This is a genomic window from Acetobacter fallax (assembly GCF_011516735.1).
Classification (GTDB): domain Bacteria; phylum Pseudomonadota; class Alphaproteobacteria; order Acetobacterales; family Acetobacteraceae; genus Acetobacter; species Acetobacter fallax.
The window spans coordinates 1-21,638 of sequence record NZ_WOSX01000002.1 but is presented as its reverse complement, the minus strand read 5'-3'; the positions used below and the strand labels follow the sequence as shown (position 1 = coordinate 21,638).

13 protein-coding genes and 1 pseudogene are annotated in these 21,638 nt (G+C 59.2%); 7 read left to right on the top strand and 7 right to left on the bottom strand.

Annotation, left to right across the window (positions count from 1 at the left end; all coding sequences use genetic code 11):
* The first annotated feature begins 69 nt into the window (after positions 1-69).
* The 3 genes from typA to leuB all read left to right on the top strand — a co-directional run bounded on the left by typA (position 70) and on the right by leuB (position 4,674).
* Positions 70-1,893 (top strand): translational GTPase TypA, encoded by a 1,824-nt coding sequence (gene typA, locus GOB85_RS02180; protein ID WP_173576106.1) that lies wholly within the window; start codon positions 70-72, stop codon positions 1,891-1,893.
* A 248-nt stretch (positions 1,894-2,141) separates the two neighbouring features.
* Entirely contained in the window at positions 2,142-3,314 is a 1,173-nt protein-coding gene (locus GOB85_RS02175) for a mechanosensitive ion channel family protein (protein ID WP_173576073.1), read from the top strand.
* A 250-nt stretch (positions 3,315-3,564) separates the two neighbouring features.
* Positions 3,565-4,674: a 3-isopropylmalate dehydrogenase gene (gene leuB, locus GOB85_RS02170; RefSeq protein ID WP_173576074.1), complete on the top strand. Its 1,110-nt coding sequence runs from the start codon at positions 3,565-3,567 to the stop codon at positions 4,672-4,674.
* Positions 4,675-4,917: 243 nt separating this feature from the next.
* Here leuB and GOB85_RS02165 read toward each other — a convergent pair whose 3' ends face one another.
* The 5 genes from GOB85_RS02165 to GOB85_RS02145 all read right to left on the bottom strand — a co-directional run bounded on the left by GOB85_RS02165 (position 4,918) and on the right by GOB85_RS02145 (position 12,570).
* On the bottom strand, positions 4,918-7,155 hold the full coding sequence (locus GOB85_RS02165) for an FUSC family protein (RefSeq protein WP_173576075.1): 2,238 nt from the start codon (positions 7,153-7,155) through the stop codon (positions 4,918-4,920).
* 129 nt (positions 7,156-7,284) lie between these two features.
* Positions 7,285-7,809, bottom strand: coding sequence for an adenine phosphoribosyltransferase (locus tag GOB85_RS02160; RefSeq protein ID WP_173576076.1), 525 nt, complete (start codon positions 7,807-7,809; stop codon positions 7,285-7,287).
* A 212-nt stretch (positions 7,810-8,021) separates the two neighbouring features.
* The gene (locus GOB85_RS02155) at positions 8,022-10,262 is read right to left on the bottom strand and encodes an ATP-binding protein (protein WP_173576077.1); all 2,241 of its coding nucleotides are present in this window, start codon (positions 10,260-10,262) and stop codon (positions 8,022-8,024) included.
* Between the two features lie 84 nt (positions 10,263-10,346).
* The gene (locus tag GOB85_RS02150) at positions 10,347-11,612 is read right to left on the bottom strand and encodes a multidrug effflux MFS transporter (RefSeq protein ID WP_173576078.1); all 1,266 of its coding nucleotides are present in this window, start codon (positions 11,610-11,612) and stop codon (positions 10,347-10,349) included.
* A gap of 151 nt (positions 11,613-11,763) precedes the next feature.
* Entirely contained in the window at positions 11,764-12,570 is an 807-nt protein-coding gene (locus tag GOB85_RS02145) for a TVP38/TMEM64 family protein (RefSeq protein ID WP_173576079.1), read from the bottom strand.
* A gap of 120 nt (positions 12,571-12,690) precedes the next feature.
* Between GOB85_RS02145 and GOB85_RS02140 the strand changes: the two genes are divergently transcribed.
* Together GOB85_RS02140 and GOB85_RS02135 are read left to right on the top strand one after the other, a co-directional pair.
* Positions 12,691-13,746: a COX15/CtaA family protein gene (locus GOB85_RS02140; protein WP_173576107.1), complete on the top strand. Its 1,056-nt coding sequence runs from the start codon at positions 12,691-12,693 to the stop codon at positions 13,744-13,746.
* Between the two features lie 691 nt (positions 13,747-14,437).
* Positions 14,438-16,405 carry an AAA family ATPase gene (locus tag GOB85_RS02135; protein WP_173576080.1) on the top strand — a complete coding sequence of 656 codons (1,968 nt, stop codon included), beginning with the start codon at positions 14,438-14,440 and terminating at the stop codon, positions 16,403-16,405.
* A 457-nt stretch (positions 16,406-16,862) separates the two neighbouring features.
* Here the strand turns inward: GOB85_RS02135 and GOB85_RS02130 are convergent, their stop codons facing one another.
* Positions 16,863-18,815: an ABC transporter ATP-binding protein gene (locus GOB85_RS02130; protein WP_173576081.1), complete on the bottom strand. Its 1,953-nt coding sequence runs from the start codon at positions 18,813-18,815 to the stop codon at positions 16,863-16,865.
* 275 nt (positions 18,816-19,090) lie between these two features.
* On the opposite strand from GOB85_RS02130, the gene GOB85_RS02125 reads away from it, so the two are divergent.
* Positions 19,091-19,903, top strand: coding sequence for an IS5 family transposase (locus GOB85_RS02125; protein ID WP_173576082.1), 813 nt, complete (start codon positions 19,091-19,093; stop codon positions 19,901-19,903).
* 170 nt (positions 19,904-20,073) lie between these two features.
* On the opposite strand, the gene GOB85_RS02120 is transcribed toward GOB85_RS02125, so the two are convergent.
* Entirely contained in the window at positions 20,074-20,685 is a 612-nt protein-coding gene (locus GOB85_RS02120; protein ID WP_173576083.1) for an NAD(P)H-dependent oxidoreductase, read from the bottom strand.
* Between the two features lie 200 nt (positions 20,686-20,885).
* Here GOB85_RS02120 and GOB85_RS02115 point away from each other — a divergent pair.
* Positions 20,886-21,458, top strand: a pseudogene (locus tag GOB85_RS02115) (LysR family transcriptional regulator); the annotation flags it as partial.
* Positions 21,459-21,638: the final 180 nt, after the last annotated feature.

The following is a 21,638-nucleotide window of genomic DNA, read 5'->3' as shown; positions in this document are numbered from 1 at the left end:
GGGGACCCGCCGCAGACTGTCATGGTCTGTGGCGGGTCTGTACGCAGGAAAGATCAGGCCCGCTTTACGATGGAAATCCGCAATATCGCCATTATCGCTCACGTCGATCATGGCAAGACCACGCTCGTTGATGAACTTCTCAAACAGTCCGGCTCCTTTCACGAGCACCAGCAGGTCTCTGAGCGTGCGATGGACAGCAACGATCTTGAAAAAGAACGTGGCATCACCATCCTCGCCAAGTGCACCTCCGTGGTCTGGAAAGATACGCGGATCAATATCATCGATACTCCGGGTCACGCCGATTTCGGCGGTGAGGTCGAGCGCATCCTGAGCATGGTGGACGGCGCGATCGTGCTGGTTGACGCTGCCGAGGGTGCGCTGCCGCAGACGAAATTCGTCGTTGGCAAAGCGCTGGCCCGTGGCCTGAAGCCGATCGTGGTGGTCAACAAGATTGATCGCAGCGATGCGCGGCCTGATGAAGTTCACAACGAGATTTTCGATCTGTTCGCCTCTCTGGACGCGAATGATCAGCAGCTCGACTTCCCGATGCTTTATGCATCCGGTCGTCAGGGCTGGGCCGATACGGAACTGGACGGACCCCGCAAGGATCTGGCTCCGATGTTCGATCTGATTCTGCGTCATGTGCCGGCGCCGGCACTCGACAAGGACAAGCCGTTCGCGATGGTCGCGACCATTCTCGAATATGACAACTTCCTCGGTCGCGTGCTGACCGGTCGTGTTGAGCAGGGGCGTGCGAAGCTTAACATGCCTGTGCGTGCGATCCGTCAGGATGGCACCATTGTCGAAACGGGCCGTCTGACGAAACTGCTGTCGTTCCGTGGACTCGACCGGGTGCCGGTTGATGAGGTTGAGGCCGGTGATATCGTGGCGGTCGCGGGGCTGTCCGACACGACGATTCCCGACACGATCGCTTCTCCGGAAGTGACCGGGGCGCTGCCCGCCATTCCGGTTGATCCGCCGACCCTGTCGATGACGTTCCGCCTGAATGACGGCCCGCTTGGTGGCCGCGAAGGCAAGAAAGTCACGTCACGCCAGATCCGTGACCGTCTGTTCAAGGAGACAGAGGGCAACGTTGCGATCCGCGTGAGCGAGAGCCCGGAAAGCGAGGCATTCGAGGTTGCCGGTCGTGGCGAACTTCAGCTTGGCGTTCTGATCGAGACCATGCGTCGTGAAGGCTTTGAGCTGACGATCGGTCGTCCCCGTGTGCTGTTCCGCGAGAATGAAGAGACCGGCGAGCGTGAGGAGCCTTACGAAGAGGTTCTGATCGACGTTGACGAGCCGTATTCGGGCGTCGTGGTCGAGAAGATGTCCCTGCGCAAGGGCCAGATGCAGGACATGCGACCTTCGGGCGGCGATAAGGTGCGTCTGACCTTCCTGATCCCGTCACGTGGCCTGATCGGCTATCATGGCGAGTTCCTGACGGACACGCGCGGCACGGGCATCATGAACCGTCTGTTCGCCGGGTATCAGCCTTATGCCGGAACGATTGAAGGTCGTCGTAACGGATCGCTGATCTCGTCTGAAGATGGCACGACGACGCAGTATTCGCTGTATTCGTTGCAGGATCGTGGGACGCTGTTCCTTGGAGCCGGCGAAAAAGTCTATATCGGGATGATCATCGGCGAGCATTCACGCGAGAACGATCTCGAAGTGAACTGCGTCCGTGAAAAGAAGCTGACCAACATCCGTGCCGCTGGTAAGGATGAGGCGCTGCTTCTGACGCCACCCCGCAAGATGAGCCTTGAGCAGGCGATTGCCTATATCGAGGATGACGAACTGGTTGAGGTTACGCCGTCTGCTGTTCGTCTGCGGAAGCGTTATCTTGATCCGCACGAGCGCAAGAAGAACGAGCGTTCGTCGAAGCACGACTGAGCAGGGACTCTCTGTTCCGGGGCAGGCGGCTGACTGTCTGCCCCGATGCGTCTGACTTCTGATTGTCGGGCGATTTCCGGATTTTCGTAAATCCGAAGCCGTAATGCCATCGTCCGGACGGATGAGATGCGATGTCGGGGCTTTTTACGCCCGTACGGGAACGTGATCGGTTATACTGAGTTTTCTGGTCGTGGGCATTCGTGCCTGGCGATGCCTGTTCCCGTCTGTCATCAGGAGAATCACACGGTTTGCGAGGCCCTTTTTTTTATACGCTTCTGGATATCCGGCGGTGGTTTGGCTGGATGCCGCCGACTCTTGCTTCGCTGCTCATTCTCTTCGTGCTCGGGGCGTTTGTCGCGCTCATCAGCGGTTTCATTATCAATCGTGTTCTGACGCGTATTCCGGGTCGCAGATCCGGTTCTCTGATTCGCACGGCGGCGGTGACTCTGCGTCATCCCGCGCAGATAGCCATTACCTCGACGTTTATAATTTTCGCGATTCCGGCGCTTGATCTTCCGGTTTCGCTGGCCGGCAGTCTGGCGCATCTGTTTGCGGTCGTGCTTGTGCTGGCGTTCGGGCTGGGGCTGATGAAGAGCGCCCGGATCGGGGCGTCGAGCTATATCAGCCACATTGATGCTTCGGCAGATGACCGCGAGGAGGATATTCTCGGGCGTAAGCATCTCACGCAGGTGCGGCTTTTGCAGCGTATGGCGGAGATCATTATCGGGGTGCTGACGATTGGCGCCGCGCTGATGACGTTCGACCCGGTCCGGCAATATGGTCTCAGCCTGCTTGCCTCCGCCGGCGCGGCATCCATTATCATCGGTTTTGCCGCGCGGTCTGTTCTTACGAACCTTATTGCCGGCGCGCAGATTGCCGTGACGCAGCCTGTCCGCATAGGCGACATGATTGCGTTTAATGGTGACTGGACCTGGGTCGAGGAGATCAATTCGACCTATGTGGTGCTGCGGTGCTGGGACAAGCGGCGCCGGATCGTACCGCTGTCTTATTTTCTCGATAACCCGTTTGAGAACTGGACGTATAATTCGGCTGAACTGGTCGGTGCGGTGTATCTGTACCTCGATTTTGTTGCTCCGATGGACATGATCCGGACACGGCTGGGGGAGATTGTCGAGGCCTGCCCCGAATGGAATGGCAAGGATTTCAGTGTGCAGGTCGCGGATGCGAGCGAGCGGACCATCATGATCCGCATTACCGCCGGTGCGCGCACGGCTGTCCGGAGCTGGGATCTGCGTTGCGCCATCCGTGAGGGCATTGTTTCCTGGATCAGGCTGAATTGCCCGGAAGCTTTTCCGCAGACACGGTTTTCGGCTCATGCTTCTGAAGGGGATGGGATGGCATGGGGTTATGACGGTCCTTCTCCGATGCAGCCGCGGATTGAGGGGCGGTCCGGGCGGTAACCGGGTGTGGTGGCATGCGGTCTCTGCTGTATTCGGGCAGGGGTGGTCTTTCTTCCTGGATTGAAAGCGGGCCGCCGCGCTGGTAAGCACGCCGGGCCTTTATGTGCTCTGCACCGGCCCGGGCGCACGGACCGGATCGCGATGCGCGGGCAATGAAATATTGTCGATCAGTTTACAACGCCGGAGCGCGAGCGACACGTTCCGGCTGTCGCGATCTCCGACGGGGATGCGGCATCTGGCGGAGACTCTCATGAGCACCAAAAAACTGCTGATTCTTCCTGGTGACGGCATCGGTCCCGAAGTGATGCGTGAGGTCGCGCGTGTTGCGGCGTGGCTCAGCAGACGCCGTGGGATCACATTCGACATTTCCGAAGATCTTGTCGGTGGTGCGTCTCTGGCGGAATATGGTGTGCCGATCCGTGAAGAGGTGGTTCAGAAAGCGCGTGAAGCTGATGCCGTTCTGTTTGGCTCCGTGGGTGACCCGAAATGGGCGCATGTCGGTTTCGATAAACGTCCTGAAGTCGCGATCCTGAAGCTTCGTCAGGAGCTTGGGCTGTTTGCCAATCTGCGGCCCGCGAAGGTGTTTGATGCACTGGTGGATGCCAGCACGCTCAAACCGGATGTGGTGAGAGGCCTCGACATCATGATCGTCCGCGAGACTGTGGGCGGGATCTATTTCGGGGAGCCTCGTGGCATTGAGACGTTGCCGGATGGCGAGCGTCGCGGGATCAACACCGAGGTTTATACGACGCGTGAGATTGAACGTGTTGCCAGGGTTGCTTTTGATCTGGCGCGTAAGCGGCAGAACTCGGTCTGTTCGGTCGAGAAGTGCAATGTGATGGAGAGCGGGCTTCTCTGGAAGGAAGTCGTGACGGATCTTCATGCCCGTGAGTATTCCGACGTTACTCTGTCGCACATGCTGGCTGATAACTGCGCGATGCAGCTTGTTCGCAATCCGCGTCAGTTCGATGTGATCGTTACCGGCAATCTGTTTGGTGACATTTTGTCCGATCTGGCTTCCATGCTGACCGGCAGCCTTGGCATGCTTCCTTCTGCGACGCTGGGTGCCGTGCATTCCGATGGTCGTCGTCCGGCATTGTATGAGCCGATTCATGGCAGCGCGCCGGATATTGCGGGGCGGGGCATTGCGAACCCGATCGCGCAGATTCTCTCCTTTGCGATGCTTCTGCGGTATTCGTTCAGCATGCTGGCGGAAGCTGACATGATTGAGAAGGCTGTTGCCGCTGTACTGGCGACCGGATTGCGGACTGCCGATATCATGAGTGAAGGCATGGCGCGGGTTGGCACGGATGTGATGGGTGATGCCATCGTTCGTGAACTGGATAAGTTGCAGGGCTGAGGGTATTTCGGTCTGCTTTCACACGGCTTGTCCGTGATGACCACAAGGGTCACAGACTTCCGGAAACCGGCCTGTTGATCGACAGATCGGGGTGCAGGGCCTGGGGTGCCTACCGGGATCGGGCAGAGCCCGGATGCTTTCGTCCACAGGTCAGTCTGAACAACTGCTGGCTATATATTAAAGCCGGGCAGTGACGCGGGTGCTGTCCGGACCCGAAAGGGGGCGTGGCCCCCTTTATCCGGATTATGAAAAAATCGGGTCCAGATAAGGACTGGAAGCGTCGAAGAACAGGCGATTACCGGCGAGTTCGGCTGAGATGACGCGCAGGCTGGCCAGAGCACGCAGGATTTCCACCCGTTGTGACAGATTGGTTTCGACCTGTTCCTGTCGTTCCAGAGAGGCGACGGCGAGGCGCGTGGCCCGTGCTGTGCGACCGTAATGGCCTCCGTAGCGACCGGTAAACTGCGCCATGCGAGCGAGCATCTCCTGCACGTCATGGGCAGCGGCAGGCGGGAGTTCGGCACGTATCAGGATTGCGCGCAGATTAAGGATGGCGAGGCCGACGGTCATGCCGGAGAGGACGCCGCTCAGATAGGCGTCAATGATCGGGCCTCGTCGTCCGGCGACGGTGTTGAGCAGGCGAACCATACGCTCGACGCTGATCCCCACGACATCCGAGGGTAGTTTCGGATGTCGCTTGCGGGCGAGATTGCGCAGTCCTCTGAGGATTTGCTGTCGCATATCCCAGCGGACGCCATCGGGGTCGAGTGGCAGGAAGACGCGGTACATCCATGTGCAGAACGCCATGGCGAGACAGAGCGGCATGGCGGTGTTGAAGAACAGGATTTCGTCCGTGCGGCCCTGGTTGAGCGGGCCGACGAGGATTGTCAGGAAGAGATTGTAGGCCACCGCGCCCAGAATCATTGCCGGGTTTGAGAAGGCGAGGCCGCCGATCATCATGAACGGCATAAGGACGAGCGCCAGCATCTCGTAGATGGTCACAGCCGGAACAGCCCAGAAGGTGATGACCATGGCGACGGCCGACACGCATACGGCGCCATGCAGGAAGGCGCGGCTGGCCATGGCTGGTGTTTCCAGTGTGGAGAACAGCGAGCAGACGATGCAGACGAACATCACGAACACCAGACCGTCAGGCCAGGCGGTGGTGATCCAGAAGACGCCGGCCAGGAAGACGGAAACGCTGGCGCGGAGGCAGTTCGCGGAGGCGATACGCCAGTCACGCCATGTGCGCATGGCGAAGTGGAACCGGTCATGGGGCAGGGGATTACGGCTGGCTTCGAACTGGGTGAGAGCGTCCTGAAGCTGATCCAGCAGATCTCCGAGCACATGCAGGGCCTGCCCTTCCCGCGTGACGGCAACCTCTGTGGCGATTTTCACGGGCGGATGCGTGACCATGTTCATTTCGATGTCGAGGCAGGTCGCGGCATCGAGGCGGGAGTCGGCGCGCAGGGAGGCGAGTTCGGCCATGAGGCCGGGAAATTCAGGAGGGTCCTTCAGGCGATCGGGTAGCGACTGCAGAAAGTCACGACTTCGGTCGGCCAGCTTCTGCCATGTCGTGCCATAGCTTGCCGGATCGTCCATCAGGGCGGAGAGATCGAGTGCGCGGGAAAACAGGGCCGCGACATCTGACAGGGCGGCCCGGGCATGATCGCCTTCGTGGCCGTGTTTGCCCATTTCGATTTCGGAAAATTCGATCTGGTCACCCAGCGAGGCCAGTGAGGCCAGCATTTCCGGTGAGTTTCTCAGCGCGTTTCTGTTGCCGGACATCATGGCGGCGAGTGCGTCTGAGGCCTTGCCGACCGCGCTGATGAAGTTGCTGGCCAGGCGGTCCCGGGCGCGTTCGTTCAGACGAAACTGGAACAGCGAGGACAGAACGGTCTCAATGACGACGCCGAGCGTGATGTAGGTGGCGCGTGACATTGCGATCAGGAAAATATGGTCGGGGTCTGCCGAGCCGTCCAGGGCGATGATGGCAACGGTGAAGCCGCTCGCCCGCATGCCGTGGATACGATAATTCGTCATCGTCGCCGGGCCGGGCAGAAGCGTGCCGATAAAGCAGAACAGGCCGATGCAGGCCGCGAGCAGCAGGATGAACATCAGCGGTTGCTGGGGCGAGACGGCAACGATACCGATGGCTGCCAGGGTTCCGACCACCATGCCGAACATGTGCCAGCGGGCTTTGGCGAGCGATTTGCCGCGTGAGCCCTGCGCGATCATCCAGACGGTAAGAGGGGCCCACTGGGGGCTGCCGAGTTCCCACCACAGGGCGATACCGAGAGCGATCAGCGAGGCGACGGTGGTGCGGAGCGCGTAACCGAAATTGTAGATGTTCGGTGCGATCAGCCAGCGTACGCGCGCAAACAGCCATGGCAGGACTGGTGCCGAAAGTCCTGTGCGGGCCAGAAAGCTTGTCAGGAGGGCCGTGAGTGGCTTTTTTTCGGGGATCGCCCCATCACTCATGCCCTTGCCTCGTGCATTTGCCGTGAAGCGAACATCATGACGTTCGCTTACACCATGCCTGGTTTAATCACGTATTAGCGGAACGAATAACTCAATTTCCCGAAAGAGCGCGAAACGATCGCAGCGATATCATTCGTCATACGAGAGGAGTGAGTGAACCGGGACGTCCAGTTTATCGCGACCGCCAAGTGAGGTCAGTTCGACCAGCACGGACGCGCCGACAACGTTTGCACCGGCTTTGCGCAGCAGCGCGACGGAGGCTGCGAGAGTGCCTCCGGTCGCCAGGAGATCGTCGGTGACGACGATGCGCTGGCCGGAGTGGATGGCGTCTGCCTGAATGTGCAGGCTGTCGCTGCCATATTCCAGGTCATAGGTGAGGGAGATTGTCTCGCCTGGCAGCTTTCCTGGTTTGCGGAGCATGATGAGACCGCAGCCGAGGCGGGTTGAAAGCGGTGCGGCGGTCAGGAACCCACGTGATTCGATGGCTGCGAGCTGATCGGGCTGCCATGGCGCGATGGCATGGGCCATGCGGGCGGTTGCGAGCTGCCATGCGTCCGCGTTCCGGAGCAGTGTCGAGATATCGTAGAAGAGGATGCCGGGCTTCGGAAAATCCGGGATGCCGCGAATATACTGTTTGAGGTCAATATTCTGCATGATGCCGTGCCAGAAGCGGGTTGATCGGACCGGCCGCTCCGGGGCCAGGGACCGCCCTTATCGTTGAAAACAGAAGACTGTTTTTTCAGGGGCGGAATGGCTGCGGCGGCTGAGGCGCGGACACTAGCCCGTGAGTCACTCTGTCGCAACCTTCCGCTGTCGCGGGACTTTCCGGTGGGATACGTGCTGGTTTCCGATCGACGGGCTCGTTGTCAGGATGCGACTTTTTCGTCCATCACGGCGGCCACGACCTTCAGGAAACCTTCACGACGGAAGGGTTTGGGCAGGAGACGGGCGCCTGGCGGCGCTGCGGCCGGGCGGTGACCGTCAGCCGTGAAGTCGCCGGACATGCAGACGATCCCGAGACCGGGGAGGCGTTCGGCCAGGAGGTTTGCGAGGCGGAATCCGTCCAGCGGTCCGGGGAGCTGCACGTCGCTGACCAGCAGATCGTACTGATTGCCGGCCTCGGCCACCAGATCGAATGCGGCTTCACCGTCGGCGGCTTCCGTCACGCGGTAGCCGGCGATGCCGAGGATGGTGGCCACAATGTCACGGATGGCCGGATCGTCTTCGACCACCAGGGCTTTGCGGGCTGCTTTTGCGGCAGGTGGCTCTTCCTTCAGCGGAATGGCGGGTGCGGTATCCACGCTGGCGCGTGGCAGCCAGAGCGTGACCTGCGAGCCCTGTTGCGGGGCGGAGGACACAACGACACGGCCGCCGGAGTGGTGGGCGAAATTGACCACCATGGCCATGCCGAGGCCTGTGCCGGCGCCTTCGTCCTTTGTGGTGAAGAAAGGTTCAAAAAGCTGTTGCAGGATTTCTGGCCCCATGCCGCAGCCGGAATCGGTGACGTCGATGCGGACCCATGCGCCTGCTGTCAGGGGGGTGGTGTCCGATGTGACGCGCAGGCCCCGGTCACTTTCGATGGGAAGCGTGAGGAGGTCCACACCGGCAGGGAAGGTCACATTCGTGGCCCTGATACTGATTGTTCCGCCCTCCGGCATGGCGTCACGCGCGTTGATAGCGAGATTGAGGAGGGCGCTTTCGAGTTGTGCCGGATTGACCTGCACGGGCCAGATTATACTGGCATCGGCGCATTCGACGGCGATGCGGGGACCGATGACGCGGGCGAGCAGGCCGGTTGTGAGCAGGAAGATATCGGCGGGTCGGACCATGTCCGGCGCCGGGCGGTCGCGTCGCATGAAGGACAGGAGCTGGCCGGTCAGCGTCTCCGAGCGTCGCGCGGCATGAGTTGCGGCATCGATGCAGTGCTGGCGCCGGGTGATGTCACCGGCCTGATCGGCTTCCGTGGCGAGGTCGAGGTTGCCGAGAATGACGGTGAGCAGGTTTTTGAAGTCATGAGCAATTCCCGCCGTGAGCTGGCCGACGGCGCGGAGTTTCTGCGCTTCGCCAAGGGCGCGTTCGCTGCGCAGGCGGAGTGTGATGTCATTGGCGGTGAGAACGAAGCCGCGCCGTTCCTCGATATCGACGCTTCCGTCGGGCGCGAAGAAGAGCGTGCGGCAGAGTTCCAGATCGGCGTTGTTGATGCCTTTGCACTCGACCACGACGGGGGGGGCACAGCTTCCTTTATGCAATGCGCGTTCGACGTGGGAGAGGGGCTCAAGCATGGGGCGGCCCTCGACGATCAGAGCGGCGCTGAGGTCGTTGTAAGAGAGGCCATAGTGGAGAAAATCATCTTTCAGGCCGAGGATTGCGCCGAGCTGGTCGTTCCAGTGTCTGAGCTGTCCGTCCGGGGTGAAGACGGCCACGCCGAGGGTGAGACTGTCGAGCACGGCGCGTAGCTGGAGCGCCAGATTACGGTTGCTGGCTTCGGCTTCTGCGGCGGCCAGCGAGCTGCGATCCAGAATCCATCCGGCGGTGATCATCACCAGGACGCCGATGATGATGCCCAGGACGTCCAGCCGTTTCTGCCAGCTTGTGTTGCGCAGCATATCGGCGAGGCGGTCGGCCCGTTCTTCCGTATCGACGCTGCTCAGGCGTGTGAGGGCCTGATCCAGGTTGCCGAGAACGATGTCGGTGTCCGCGCGGCGGAGGGCGTCTTCGGGGGCGGCTTTCCAGGAAGCGATCTGAGTGAAGGCGGTACGTGCCTGATTGAGGCTGGCGGCATGGCCCTGGTTCAGCCGCTCCTGTAATCTGATAACGACCGGGAAGCCGGTGCGGGCTTCCGCGATCTGGTCTATGGCGCTGATGAAACAGGTTTCATCGTCCTGACTTTGTCTGGCGAGCCAGGCGAAGTGGCAGCGGCGGGCGTCGCTGACCTGTCGGTTCACGGAGCGGATAAACTGGTCTGATCCGACGCTCTGTTTATCGAGCTGGCCATGCCGGGCCATTTCGTTTCCCAGCTGCATGGCCAGGGTGCCGAAGGTCACGATGAGCAGTGCCGCGCCGAGGAGCGCGAGCACATGGGCCCGTTTGGCTGGATGGCGCGCCATCTCTTGTCCCGTCAGTATTCGCGTGGCGATACCCTCGTCATATCCGGCCCTGCGTCAAGTGCGAATACCGGGTTTGACGAGGGTTTACGTCTGTTTTGGTCTCATTGGCAGGACTGCCGCCATCATCAGGGCACCGAGAAGCATTCCGGTGGCCATCGGGACGGGGGTGCCTGTGGGCATGAATCCGATCAGGATGCCCGCGACTGAACCGAAGACATATTGCATGGTTCCGGCCAGCGCGGAGGCGGCGCCGGCCACCTGCGCGTGTTCGGCCAGGGCGCCCATGGTGGCGTTCGGATAGATCAGGCCGGTTGCGCCGAGGGCGACGATCATCGTTGCGATCAGCAGGATGACGACCGGTTGCAGGCCACCCTGCGTGACCGGATGGTGCGCGACCCAGATTGAGACGGCCATGAGAGCGATCGTGCCGAGCGCGGAGACGAGCACGGAGGCTGTCAGAATTCTGGAGGGGTCAAACCGGTTTACGAGGGCGCCGTTGATCTGCGAAGCGCCGATCATGAACACGGCGAAGACGCCGAACAGCATGGAGAAGTGCAGCGGCGTGAATTTGAACACGACGATGAACACGGCGGAGGCTGCCGTGAGGTAGCTGAACGACATGAACGTCGAGAACGCGGCGATCAGGGCGTGCGAGAGGAAGTCCGGGTGCCGCAGAAGCCCGAGGTAGCGGCTGAGCAGCGTGATGGGCGAGAGGCGTGCCCGTCTGGCCGGAGGGAGCGTTTCCGGCAGGATGCGCACCACGAGCAGCGAGCAGATCAGGCCGTATGCGGCGGAGGCCCAGAAGATTACCCGCCAGGAGACCCAGGTCACGACGATGCCGCCCAGCATGGGGGCCAGAATCGGCACGACGCCCATCACCATGACCAGCTTTGACATCATCCGCGCGCCCTCGCGGCGATCCGGCACGAGATCGCGCACGCAGGCTGTGGGGATGACCAGGCTGGCCGAGGCGCCGATCGACGCGACGAATCGCGCGACGCTGAAGGTCATGATATCGGGGGCGGCGGCGCAGGCGGCGGAGGCGAGGCCGAAGATCGTGTTGCCGATGATCAGCGGCATGCGGCGGCCGTAGCGGTCGGACATGGGGCCGACGCTGAGCTGCCCGATCGCGAGGCCTGCGAACCAGATCGACAATGTCATCTGCACGGAGCCGAGCGACGTGTGCAGCGACGCCTCCATTGCCGGGAAGGCGGGGAGGTAGATATCGGTTGAGATCGGGCCGACGGCTGTCAGGAAGCCGAGAAGAACGGGCAGCCACCAGGCCGTGGCCGAGGGTGTCTCATAGGTGCGGCCGGCCCCGGTCAGGGACGGGCGGGCATCAGAGGCCATGCGGACACTCCGGACTTTTTGCTGTGAAAGGATGGTTTAGTGCGGAAGAGGATGAATTTGACCCCTCAATCCGCGATAGCTGTCTTGCCGGGAGCGGAGAGCCGGGGTTGTGTCGGCGCTCTCCTATGACGTGACGCCCCCGGATGGCAAGTCAGGATGAGGCACGGAACGGGACTGTGTCGGTTGTGTCGGGCGTAAACTCCGATGCGGTTCGGCGGAGGAGCCAGACTCCCAGCGCGCCTGAGGCTGCGAACAGCACGACGGCCAGCGCGACGCGGCCCGTGCCATCGATTTTCGCGCCGGACCCCAGCAGCACGAAGATCATCGTCTGCGGCAGGCTGCCGATGAGGGTTGCGGCGGCAAAAGGGCCGGTTGCGACGCCTGATACTCCGGCAAACAGGTTAAGAAGCAGAGAAGACCCGACGGGCAGAAGTCTCAGGGTCATGACGGAGGCGAACGGGTGATGGTGTAGCGCCCGCTTCATCCGGAAGAACTGCGCTTTCACGCCGCGCCGGGTCTGCGGGGCGGAGGCGTTGCCGTTCAGACGCCGGGTTGTCCAGTCGCGACCGCCCCAGCGTGCCCAGCTGAAGCAGCCCATTGCACCGGCCAGGGTTGCGATGGTTGCGAGTGCCGATCCCTCCCAGAAGCCACAGGCCAGGCCGGCGGTGAAACAGAGGATCTGTCTTGGCAGGCCGAACAGGCACCAGAGCGTGCCGGCGGCGCAGAACAGAAGGCGGCCGCTGATGCCGTCGCGCAGGGCGGCTGTGCTGTCGAGGCTGTGTCTGAGCGCCGGGATTTCGCGGAAGGCGATGGCGCCGGCGGCGAGCAGGAGCAGCATCAGCGCGGGACGGATCAGGGTGCCGAGGAGGGCTCGCCGGTCCGGCGTCTGGTCGCGGACTGTGGTGTCGCGACGGGCTTCTGAGCCATGCCCGGCATTCAGATCTGACACGTTGTGCATCAGGCGCGGTAACACCTCCTTGCTCAGCGTTGCAAGTGCGCGTTAAACGGCGCCATGTCCAATGCCACATCACCCTCTTCCATGACTGCTCCGGACGCTGACGCGACCGTCATTGACGGTATGACCGTTCGTGACAGGCGGCGCGTGTCCAACTGGTTGCTGACCATCTGCGTTATGCTGCTTGGCATGATCGCTCTTGGTGGGGCAACGCGGCTTACCGGCTCCGGTTTGTCCATTATGGACTGGCGGCCTGTGACGGGGATGATTCCGCCTTTGAGCCATGCGGAGTGGGAGCGTCAGTTCGCGCTGTATCAGAACATTCCGCAGTATAAGATTCTGCATGACGGGTTCGGGCTGGCGGGCTTTCAGAAGATTTTCTGGCTGGAGTGGACGCACCGGTTCTGGGGGCGGGTGATCGGGCTGTATCTGATGGTGCGGCTGGTGATGTTCGCGGTTCAGGGCGTGCTGACGCGGGCGCTGATTATCCGGCTTGTCGTGTTTTTCGTGCTTGGCGGGCTTCAGGGCGCGATTGGCTGGTTCATGGTGGCGTCCGGCTTTCGGGAGGGAAGCACGGCGGTGGAGCCGGTGCGGCTGGTGCTGCATCTGAGCGCGGCGCTGATTTTGTATGTCGCCATTCTGTGGACGGCGCTTTCAGTGCGGTATCCCCGGCCGGAGCCTGTTGCCGATGTGGCGGCTGGTCGGCGGACGCGCGGGCTGCTGCATGGGGCGCTGGGGCTGGTGGCTCTGACGATCATTGCCGGCGGGTTCACGGCGGGCACGCATGCGGGGTTTGTGTTCAACACGTTTCCGCTGATGGACGGGCATCTGATCCCTGACGGATATGCGAAGCTGTCGCCGTTCTGGTTCAACTGGATTGCGAATATTCCGGCTGTGCAGTTCGATCATCGTCTGCTGGCGACGGTGACGGTTCTGATGATCGGGGCGGTGGTGCTGGCGGGTGTGCGGGCGAATCTGGGGCCGCGGGCTCATGCGGGTGTGGCGCTGCTCGGCTGGGCGGTGCTGATCCAGTATGCGCTGGGGGTGACGACGCTGCTGCTGGTTGTGCCGGCCTGGGCAGGCACAGTGCATCAGACATTTGCGGCCGTGCTGCTTGGGATCGGGGTGTTTACGATGCACGCGCTGCGCGGGGCGAAGCGGGGGCGGGTGGTTTCCTGATCGCGGGCGGCTTCCGGAAGCGCGTTTCTGGCAGGGTCCGGGGCGGAGCCGCGCTCTGCTGTGTGTGATGGTTTTGGGATGGGTGGGTTCCTGTCCGGGTTTCGTTGTCGGGGCAGGAGACGTGTCTCCGCTGGCGGGGACCAGAGGTTTTTCTTTTCCGTGGGGCGTTGGTTTGTTTTGGGGACGGGATGGAATCGGGGCGGATTCCAGAATGTTCCGGACGTTTTTGTTCTGGCTGGGGAATGGAAAACGGGTGGTGCGGGTCGTTGGGGCTTGAGGTTCGGGGTGGGGACGCCAGGCGCTGTTTCGCTGGTTTGAAAGATGTTCGGATTGAGGGAGCGAGGTTCGGTCAGCGCTGTGATGCTGGTGGGACGGCGGGCGGGCCTGGGGGATTACGACTGAAATGGGGGGGATAACGGAATGTCCGCTGATGGAAGCGGTAAGCAAGAAGCTGCCATTCACATGCATGATGCTTGGAACCGTCATGCGCCCCTTTCGGTAGCTCCTGAGTTTCTACGGTCTCTCCGTAAGTGGACACCGTTGAAACACAATTCTACGCTGACGATGCTCCATTAAAGGTGCGCAGACCACCGAAGACTGTCCCAAAAGGACTTCGTAAGCTCATCTTGCCCTTTGAGCCTACTTCTCGCAGACTTGGAAATAGCAAGAACCAAGGTCACTAGAGGTGTGAATGTTAATCAGGAAAATCGCCGTTGAAAATGTGAGAAGTTTTCTCGAGCGGCAGGAATTAACCTTCGAAGGCCCTATTTCGATAATAGTTGGGCCGAATGGCGGCGGCAAAACGAATTTACTCGATACCATAGTGACTATGTTGCGGCGGTATTTGATTGCTACTCGTTATCCCATCGAATTTAATTCAGGCCGTGAAGACGCCTTCTGGCAGCTTCAACAGAATGATAAGCTCAATAAACTCATTTTAGAAAAGCACTCCCACGCACCGCAGAAGCCCCAGATCGTCGAAGTGACAATTGAAGTATCTGACACTGATTTGGGCAATATGGCGCGAATAAAGAATGATGCCAAAGAATTATGGAAGAAGCAAACGCTCAAATACAACTCGAATCCTTGGAAAGAGACAGACGAGTGGGATATTAAAGCCATCAAGCCCGGGTCTTATATCACTTTTGTTTGGGAAAACGGAATTTTAGAAAAAAATGAACAAAAAAGTGACAGAGACTTTTTAGAATATCTGCGACTGTTTGAATTCGACAACAGTCAACGCAGTGAACTTAAAAAGGAGCCGCTCCAACTTCCGATGATTTACCTTCCGGTAAACCGGACGAGTACAGCCTTTCAGTCCCGCGTGTCACTGTCGGGTTTCAATGACTTGGAACAGAAGCAGCGGCTAGACACCATTACGTCCCGGTCGGGCGAAACCAATATTGTTCAGCTTGCAATCGGACGGCTCGGCAAGCGTTATCGGAGACTTGAACTGGATGACAACACCTCAGTAAAGACGGCCTTCTATGCCGACGATAGACTGAAATCGCTCACAGCGGCCCTAGAAGATCTAGGTTATTCGTGGAGACTGGAAACCGTCAATCCGGATACCAATGAATATGACGTGATGCTTACCAAACAGGGTACCGAATTTACCTCCGGAGCAGCCTCATCTGGCGAGCGCGAGTTGCTCACTTATCTGTTCGCAATCTACGCTCTGAACGTCAGAGACGCCGTCATAGTCGTCGACGAACCGGAACTGCATCTGCATCCGCGCTGGCAAAAGAGCCTGTTCACTTTGTTTGATCGAATGTCACGTGAGACCGGGAATCAGTTTGTCCTTGCGACCCACTCGCCGACATTTATATCACCAGCGTCGATTCAATATGTATCACGCGTCTATATCGAGGATCAGAAAAGTCGAATTGTCAGGCTGAACGCTACCGACCTACCAAACGCTAAGCATCTCTTCAACATCGTTAATAGCCAAAACAATGAGAGGCTGTTTTTTTGTGACCGGGTCATTCTTGTCGAAGGCCTTTCCGATCGCATGTTCTTTGAAAAGGTGTTGGAGCGCTTTGGTCAGAATGAACACCGTGATGTTATTGAGATTATCAGCGTAGGCGGCAAAGGCCTGTTCGAAAGCTATAGAAAACTACTCAAGGCCTGCCACGTCCCAAGCACGACTATCGCGGATCTCGATTATATCGAACAAGTCGGTACCGGTGAAATCAAGGGACTTTTTCGGATTAATGTAGGCGAGATCAAAAAGGACGTGATCGAAAATGTCAGTAGTTTGGATGGAGCGACCCTTGTCGCTCGCATCGAAGAGGCTATGACGTCAGGTGATTGGACGGATGCAGTTAGTGTGTGGGAATATATTAAGTCTCGCCGGAGAATGCTGAAATCTGATCTATCCCAGGATGAAGAGGCTGCACTTAGCAACTCTCTTTTGTTGCTCAGAGGGGACGGAATCAACATCCTGTCGAAAGGTGCGCTTGAGGATTACCTGCCAGCAGGCCACCGAGGCAAGGACCTTGAAAAATTAATTGCATTTCTAGAACAACCGGACTTCTGGGATCAACTCCCCCGACCGCAACGCGATGAAATAGAGAATTTGGTCAAATCCATCTTGAGAAGTGAAGAGGAAGCCCAGGTGCAGATAGGCGCGTCGCCAGAAGTCACAGTACCAGCCTAACCTTCCGTTTTTTGGGCAGCTGAGTTGCTGCCGGTTTGGTGAACACGAGGATAAGATCGTGACCTATGTCCGCTATTTGCATTTGTGAGTCTTAAGCGGCCCGTCCGCTCCAGGCCCAACTCGGTCAAGATACACCTTGCTGCTTATGTCCGCTGTGCGGAAAGCTGTTCATCGGCACGTACAACCGACATGTAGACGTAAGCCGCCAGCCTCTTCTCTCCGGGCCTGGTCCGCTTCCGGTAACCTTTCCCGAAGGCGGATCAACGATGTCCTCATCAATCGTGTTTGCAAACGGTATCATCGCCTTAAGAAAGGGCAGGGGCCGCTTCACTCTCCGGCCCTGACCTGATTGCCCGCGGGAAAAGCCAGATTCTAATCAGTCAGGAATAGAAAAAGAACTTTCGGAAACCACCCCATTGAACAGGCTGAGCAGAACCGCGATGTTCCCGCGCATCCCTCACAACGACTGCAACTCATACAACCGCCGGTAAAGCCCGCCCTCAAGCCGGATCAGCTCCACATGCGGTCCATCCTCACGCACCACACCTCGCTCAAACACCAGAATCCGGTCCAGCCCCACAACCGTCGCCAGCCGATGCGCAATCACAATCACCGTCCGGTCCCGCATCAGCCGCTCCATCGCCTCCTGAACCAGAGCCTCAGATTCAGAATCCAGAGACGCCGTCGCCTCATCCAGAATCAAAATCCGCGCATCCGCCAGAAACGCCCGCGCAATCGCAACACGCTGCCGTTCTCCACCGGAGAGCTTCACCCCGCGTTCACCCACCAGCGTGTCATAACCCTGCGGCAACCGGTCAATAAACCCGGACGCATTCGCAAGCTCCGCCGCCCGCTCAATCTCCGCCTGCGAAGCCCCCGGACGCGCATACGCAATGTTCTCGGCCAGAGACCGGTGAAACAAAATCGGTTCCTGCTGCACAATCGCAATCTGCGCCCGCAACGATGACTGCTGCACAGTGGCAATATCCACCCCGTCAATCAGGATACGGCCACCGTTAATGTCGTAAAGCCGCTGCAACAGCTTCGTAAAAGTCGATTTTCCCGATCCGGATGGTCCCACCAGTCCCACCCGGCTCCCTGCCGGAATCTCCACATCCAGATCCCGGAACAGCGGCCCCGTCTGCCCCTTATAATGAAACAGCACATGCTCAAACCGGATCTCGCCCCGCGTGATCACCAGAGGTCGCGCCCCCGGAACATCCGCAACAGCCGGAGGCTGGTTCCAGATCGCAACCAGCTCTTCCATCTCGTTCACAGACCGCTGCACCACCGAAACCTGCTGCCCGATATCACGCAGATACCCCTGCACCAGAAAGATCATCGTCAGCACATAAGCAACATCGCCCGGCCCCGCCCGGCCGTTCCACCACAGCCACACCACGCAGGACGCCAGCACAACCCGCATGACAGTCACAGCAAGATTCTGAACGTTTCCGCTATTCGTCCCGCGCGTCCAGCTCCGGCCCGTCCGCTTGCGCCAGATCGCCAGCGTCCGCCCCAGACGGGCCTCCTCGCGCTCTTCGGCCCCGAACGCCTTCACCACCGGGTTGCAGGTGATCGCATCCGCCAGCGCCGCCCCCACGCGACTGTCCCAGCGGTTCGCCTTCCGCGCGCCCGGCGCCACATAGCGCAACGTCAGCACACAGGAGAGCGCCACAAACACCACCGACATCCCGCCAAGCAGCAGCCCCATCACTGGCCAGTGCCAGCCCAGAACCAGAGTCGTCCCGGTCAGAACCAGCATCTCCGGCACCAGCATCAGCAGCAGATTGTCATTCAGCGCATCAATCGCCCACATCCCGCGCGTCAGCTTACGCACCGTCGAGCCCGCAAACGTGTTGGCATGCCAGTCCGTCGAAAACCGCTGCAATCGCGCAAAACTCGTCTGCGCCACATCCCGCATCATGTTGACCGTCAGCCAGGTAATCCCAAGGAACGACGCCCGTCGCCCAAGCAGACTGACAAGCCCCAGCCCCGCCATTGCCGCCAGCATCCACTTCGCATCCGCCAGGGCGTGATGCGCGGCCCCGTCCCCGATGACCGATGAAACCGAAGGCGCTCCCTGCGTGACATCGGAAATCAGCCGCCCCGCCACCAGCGGCGTCAGAACATCAGACAGCGTCGCAACCGAAACGCCGATCAGCGTAACCGCCAGGTCACGCGGCCAGTCCAGCCACCGCCGCACAGCAAACCCAAGCGCCGCCACAAACGGACTCCGCTCAGCGCCACCCGCCCCGACAACACCCGTCTCAGGACCGTGATCCCCGGCACCAGCCACCGCCGCCGGTCCCGGATGACCAGCAGCATTTCCCCCGCCGTCAGGCCGGTCAGCAGAAGAGGGCAGGGCGCCGTCAGGCGCATCGGAAGGGCAGTCAGGAGCAATGGTCATGTGCCCCCAGTCTTAAAAGCAAAAAGATCTCTCGCCCACCATATATTCGAGGCGCCATCCGTTGTGCCCGGCAAACCCGTCTTTCAGTAGTCTCCTTCCTGCGAGGTGATCAGGAATAATTTTCACAATAATACTATAAGGTGCTACAGTTCTTTCAGGATGATAATAATTTTCCGTTTATTTATATTTAGTTGTCAATAATTAAATAAATAAACAATTTATGAAAATTAGAGTGTATTATGTAATTTATGGCGTGAGTGTTTCAGAATAGATGGATGAATACTGCACGCAAACCGTATCCGTCTGATCTCAGTGACGAAGAGCGGTCGCTGATTGTTCCATACCTTCTTCTGATGAAAGAGGATGCAGAACAGAGTCATCATGATCTGCAAGAGCTGTTCAACGGTCTGCGATATGTGATCCGTGACAGTATTGCGTGGCGTGCAATGCCAAACGATCTTTCGCCGTGGTCTGCGGTTTATCAGCAGTCCCGGCGATGGATGGAGGCGCGATGTTTCGAAGCTCTCGTCCATGATCTGAGGGCCGTGCTTCGTCTGGCGGCTGGAAAGAAGGCTGAACCGACGACGGCGATCATCGACAGCAGGACACTGCGTTCAACCCCGGAAAGCGGGTTACGATCGGCCTATGATGGTGCGAAAAGAAAGAACGGATCGAAGCTGCATATGGCGGTCGATACTCTGGGGCATCTTCCGGCCCTGCATATCACCCCGGCAAACAGGGACGACCGGGCAGAAACCGGTCCGCTGGCGGAAGCTATCCGGCAGGCAACGGACGGAAGTGTGGAACTGGCATGGGCCGATCAGGGCTATATCGGATCAAAAGCGGCAAAAGCCGCTGAAGAGCAGGGTATCACTCTCGAAATCATCAGGCTGCCTCTGGCAAAACGGGGTTTCGTGCTGCTGCCCCGACGATGGATCGCAGAGAGATCTTTCGCATGGGCGACACGATACAGAAGGCTCGTAAAAGACTACGAGCGCTGCGCCTCAACGCTTGCCGCAATGCACACCATCGCATTCGCTGGCTTCATGCTGAAAAACGCAGCCAACCTGCTCATGCAAGGTGCATAACACCCTCCAGGAGAAGGTAATGTCGAGCGAAGCCTTGTGCCGGCCCGGTGCGTAATCCGGCCCGATCACCTGTGTGACGGGATCCGGTCGCTCCGGAACCACCCAGCTTTATCCACTCCCTCACACTACCTTCCCGGTTTCAGGTTGCCGGGATAATCCTGCGCTCCGTATTACGATTCAGCGCCAGTCCTGGGCGCAACAAAGCCAGGGATATTTGCCAGATGGGCACGATAGCGCGCGATCGTCCGGTCAACGTGTGGCTCCTTGATGACGTTCGTTGCCAGATACGTCGGAAGCGGTGTCATCCCCAGAAACTGGTTCGCCTTGTGGAAAGGGAAATAGACAGCATCAATCCCCCTCCCTTCAAAGAACTGCGCCGGATCGACAAAGGCCTCTTCCGGCGCGTTCCATGTCAGGGAAAGCATGTAATGTTTCCCCTGCAGCAGACCGCCTGAACCATACTTCCGCTCAGGATGAGACCGGCTGCGCCCATCATTGGCATAAAGCGTGCCATGCCCGGCGGTGAAGACTTCATCGACATACTTCTTCACGATCCATGGCGCGCCCATCCACCAGCCCGGCATCTGATAGATGACCACGTCAGCCCACTGAATATTTTCGACTTCCGTCTGAATATCGTAGCCAGCATCGATCTTTGTCTGCCGCGTGCTGAAACCCGCGTTCGACAGGAGCTCAAGGGCGACGTCGTGCAGCGTATCGTTCAGACGACCATGAGAATGGGCAAAAGCCTTTCCGCCGTTCAGAAGGAGAATGTTTTTCATCACAATAGTGTCCTGCAAAAAGTATCCCGGATATGCCTGACCAGAATTCAGAGCGATTGTCCGGAAGAATTTTCAATATGACGGCGCATCAGCGGTGCGAGCGGCATCCGTTCCCTACGGAACATGATGAACTTGACAGGCTTTGATAATCCGTCGCTTCTCCACAGCACTTGTGAATCTGTTTCATCAAAGAGGCGCTGATGGATAACCGGATTGGCGAAATGCAGATGTTTCTGCGTGTCGTGGAAAGCGGCAGTTTTTCCGAGGCGGCCCGCCTGTCGATGACAACGCCCTCGACGATAAGCAAACTGATCGCCCGCGTTGAAACACGCCTTGGCGTACGCCTGCTCGAACGTTCGACACGGCGCCTTTCTGTCACGCCGGAAGGACAGCTTTACTACGAGCGCGCTCAGGCGCTGATCGCCGAACTTGACGATATGGAACATGCGCTCACCACAGGATCGGTCCGGCCAGGCGGCACTGTGCGCATCAACGCTTCGGTGGCCTTCGGGGCGCTGGCGCTTGAACCTCTCCTTCCGGAATTCTGGGATGCCTATCCGGATATCGTCGTTGATCTGTCGCTCTCCGATGAACTGACGGACCTTTATCTTGATCGCACGGATATCGCCTTCCGGGTCGGACAGTTGCAGGATTCAAATCTGACAGCCCGACATATCGGAACCGCGCGACGTAAGATCGTCGGATCGCCGGATTACCTGAACCGGTTTGGTACACCACAGAACATTGATGATCTGGATCGCCACAAATGCCTAGAGCAGTTCCACTGAACTCTGAATCGAGAGGTGACACTGCAGGGGGAATGTGATTCACCGTTTTCCCTGAGTGTCTGACCGAAAATGAGTTGAGTGATTTCAGCGGGTTATGATTCATGGGTTTGCGATAACCTGATGAGATCAAGATGGCCTGGACTGAAATCACCCGAGCGCAGTATC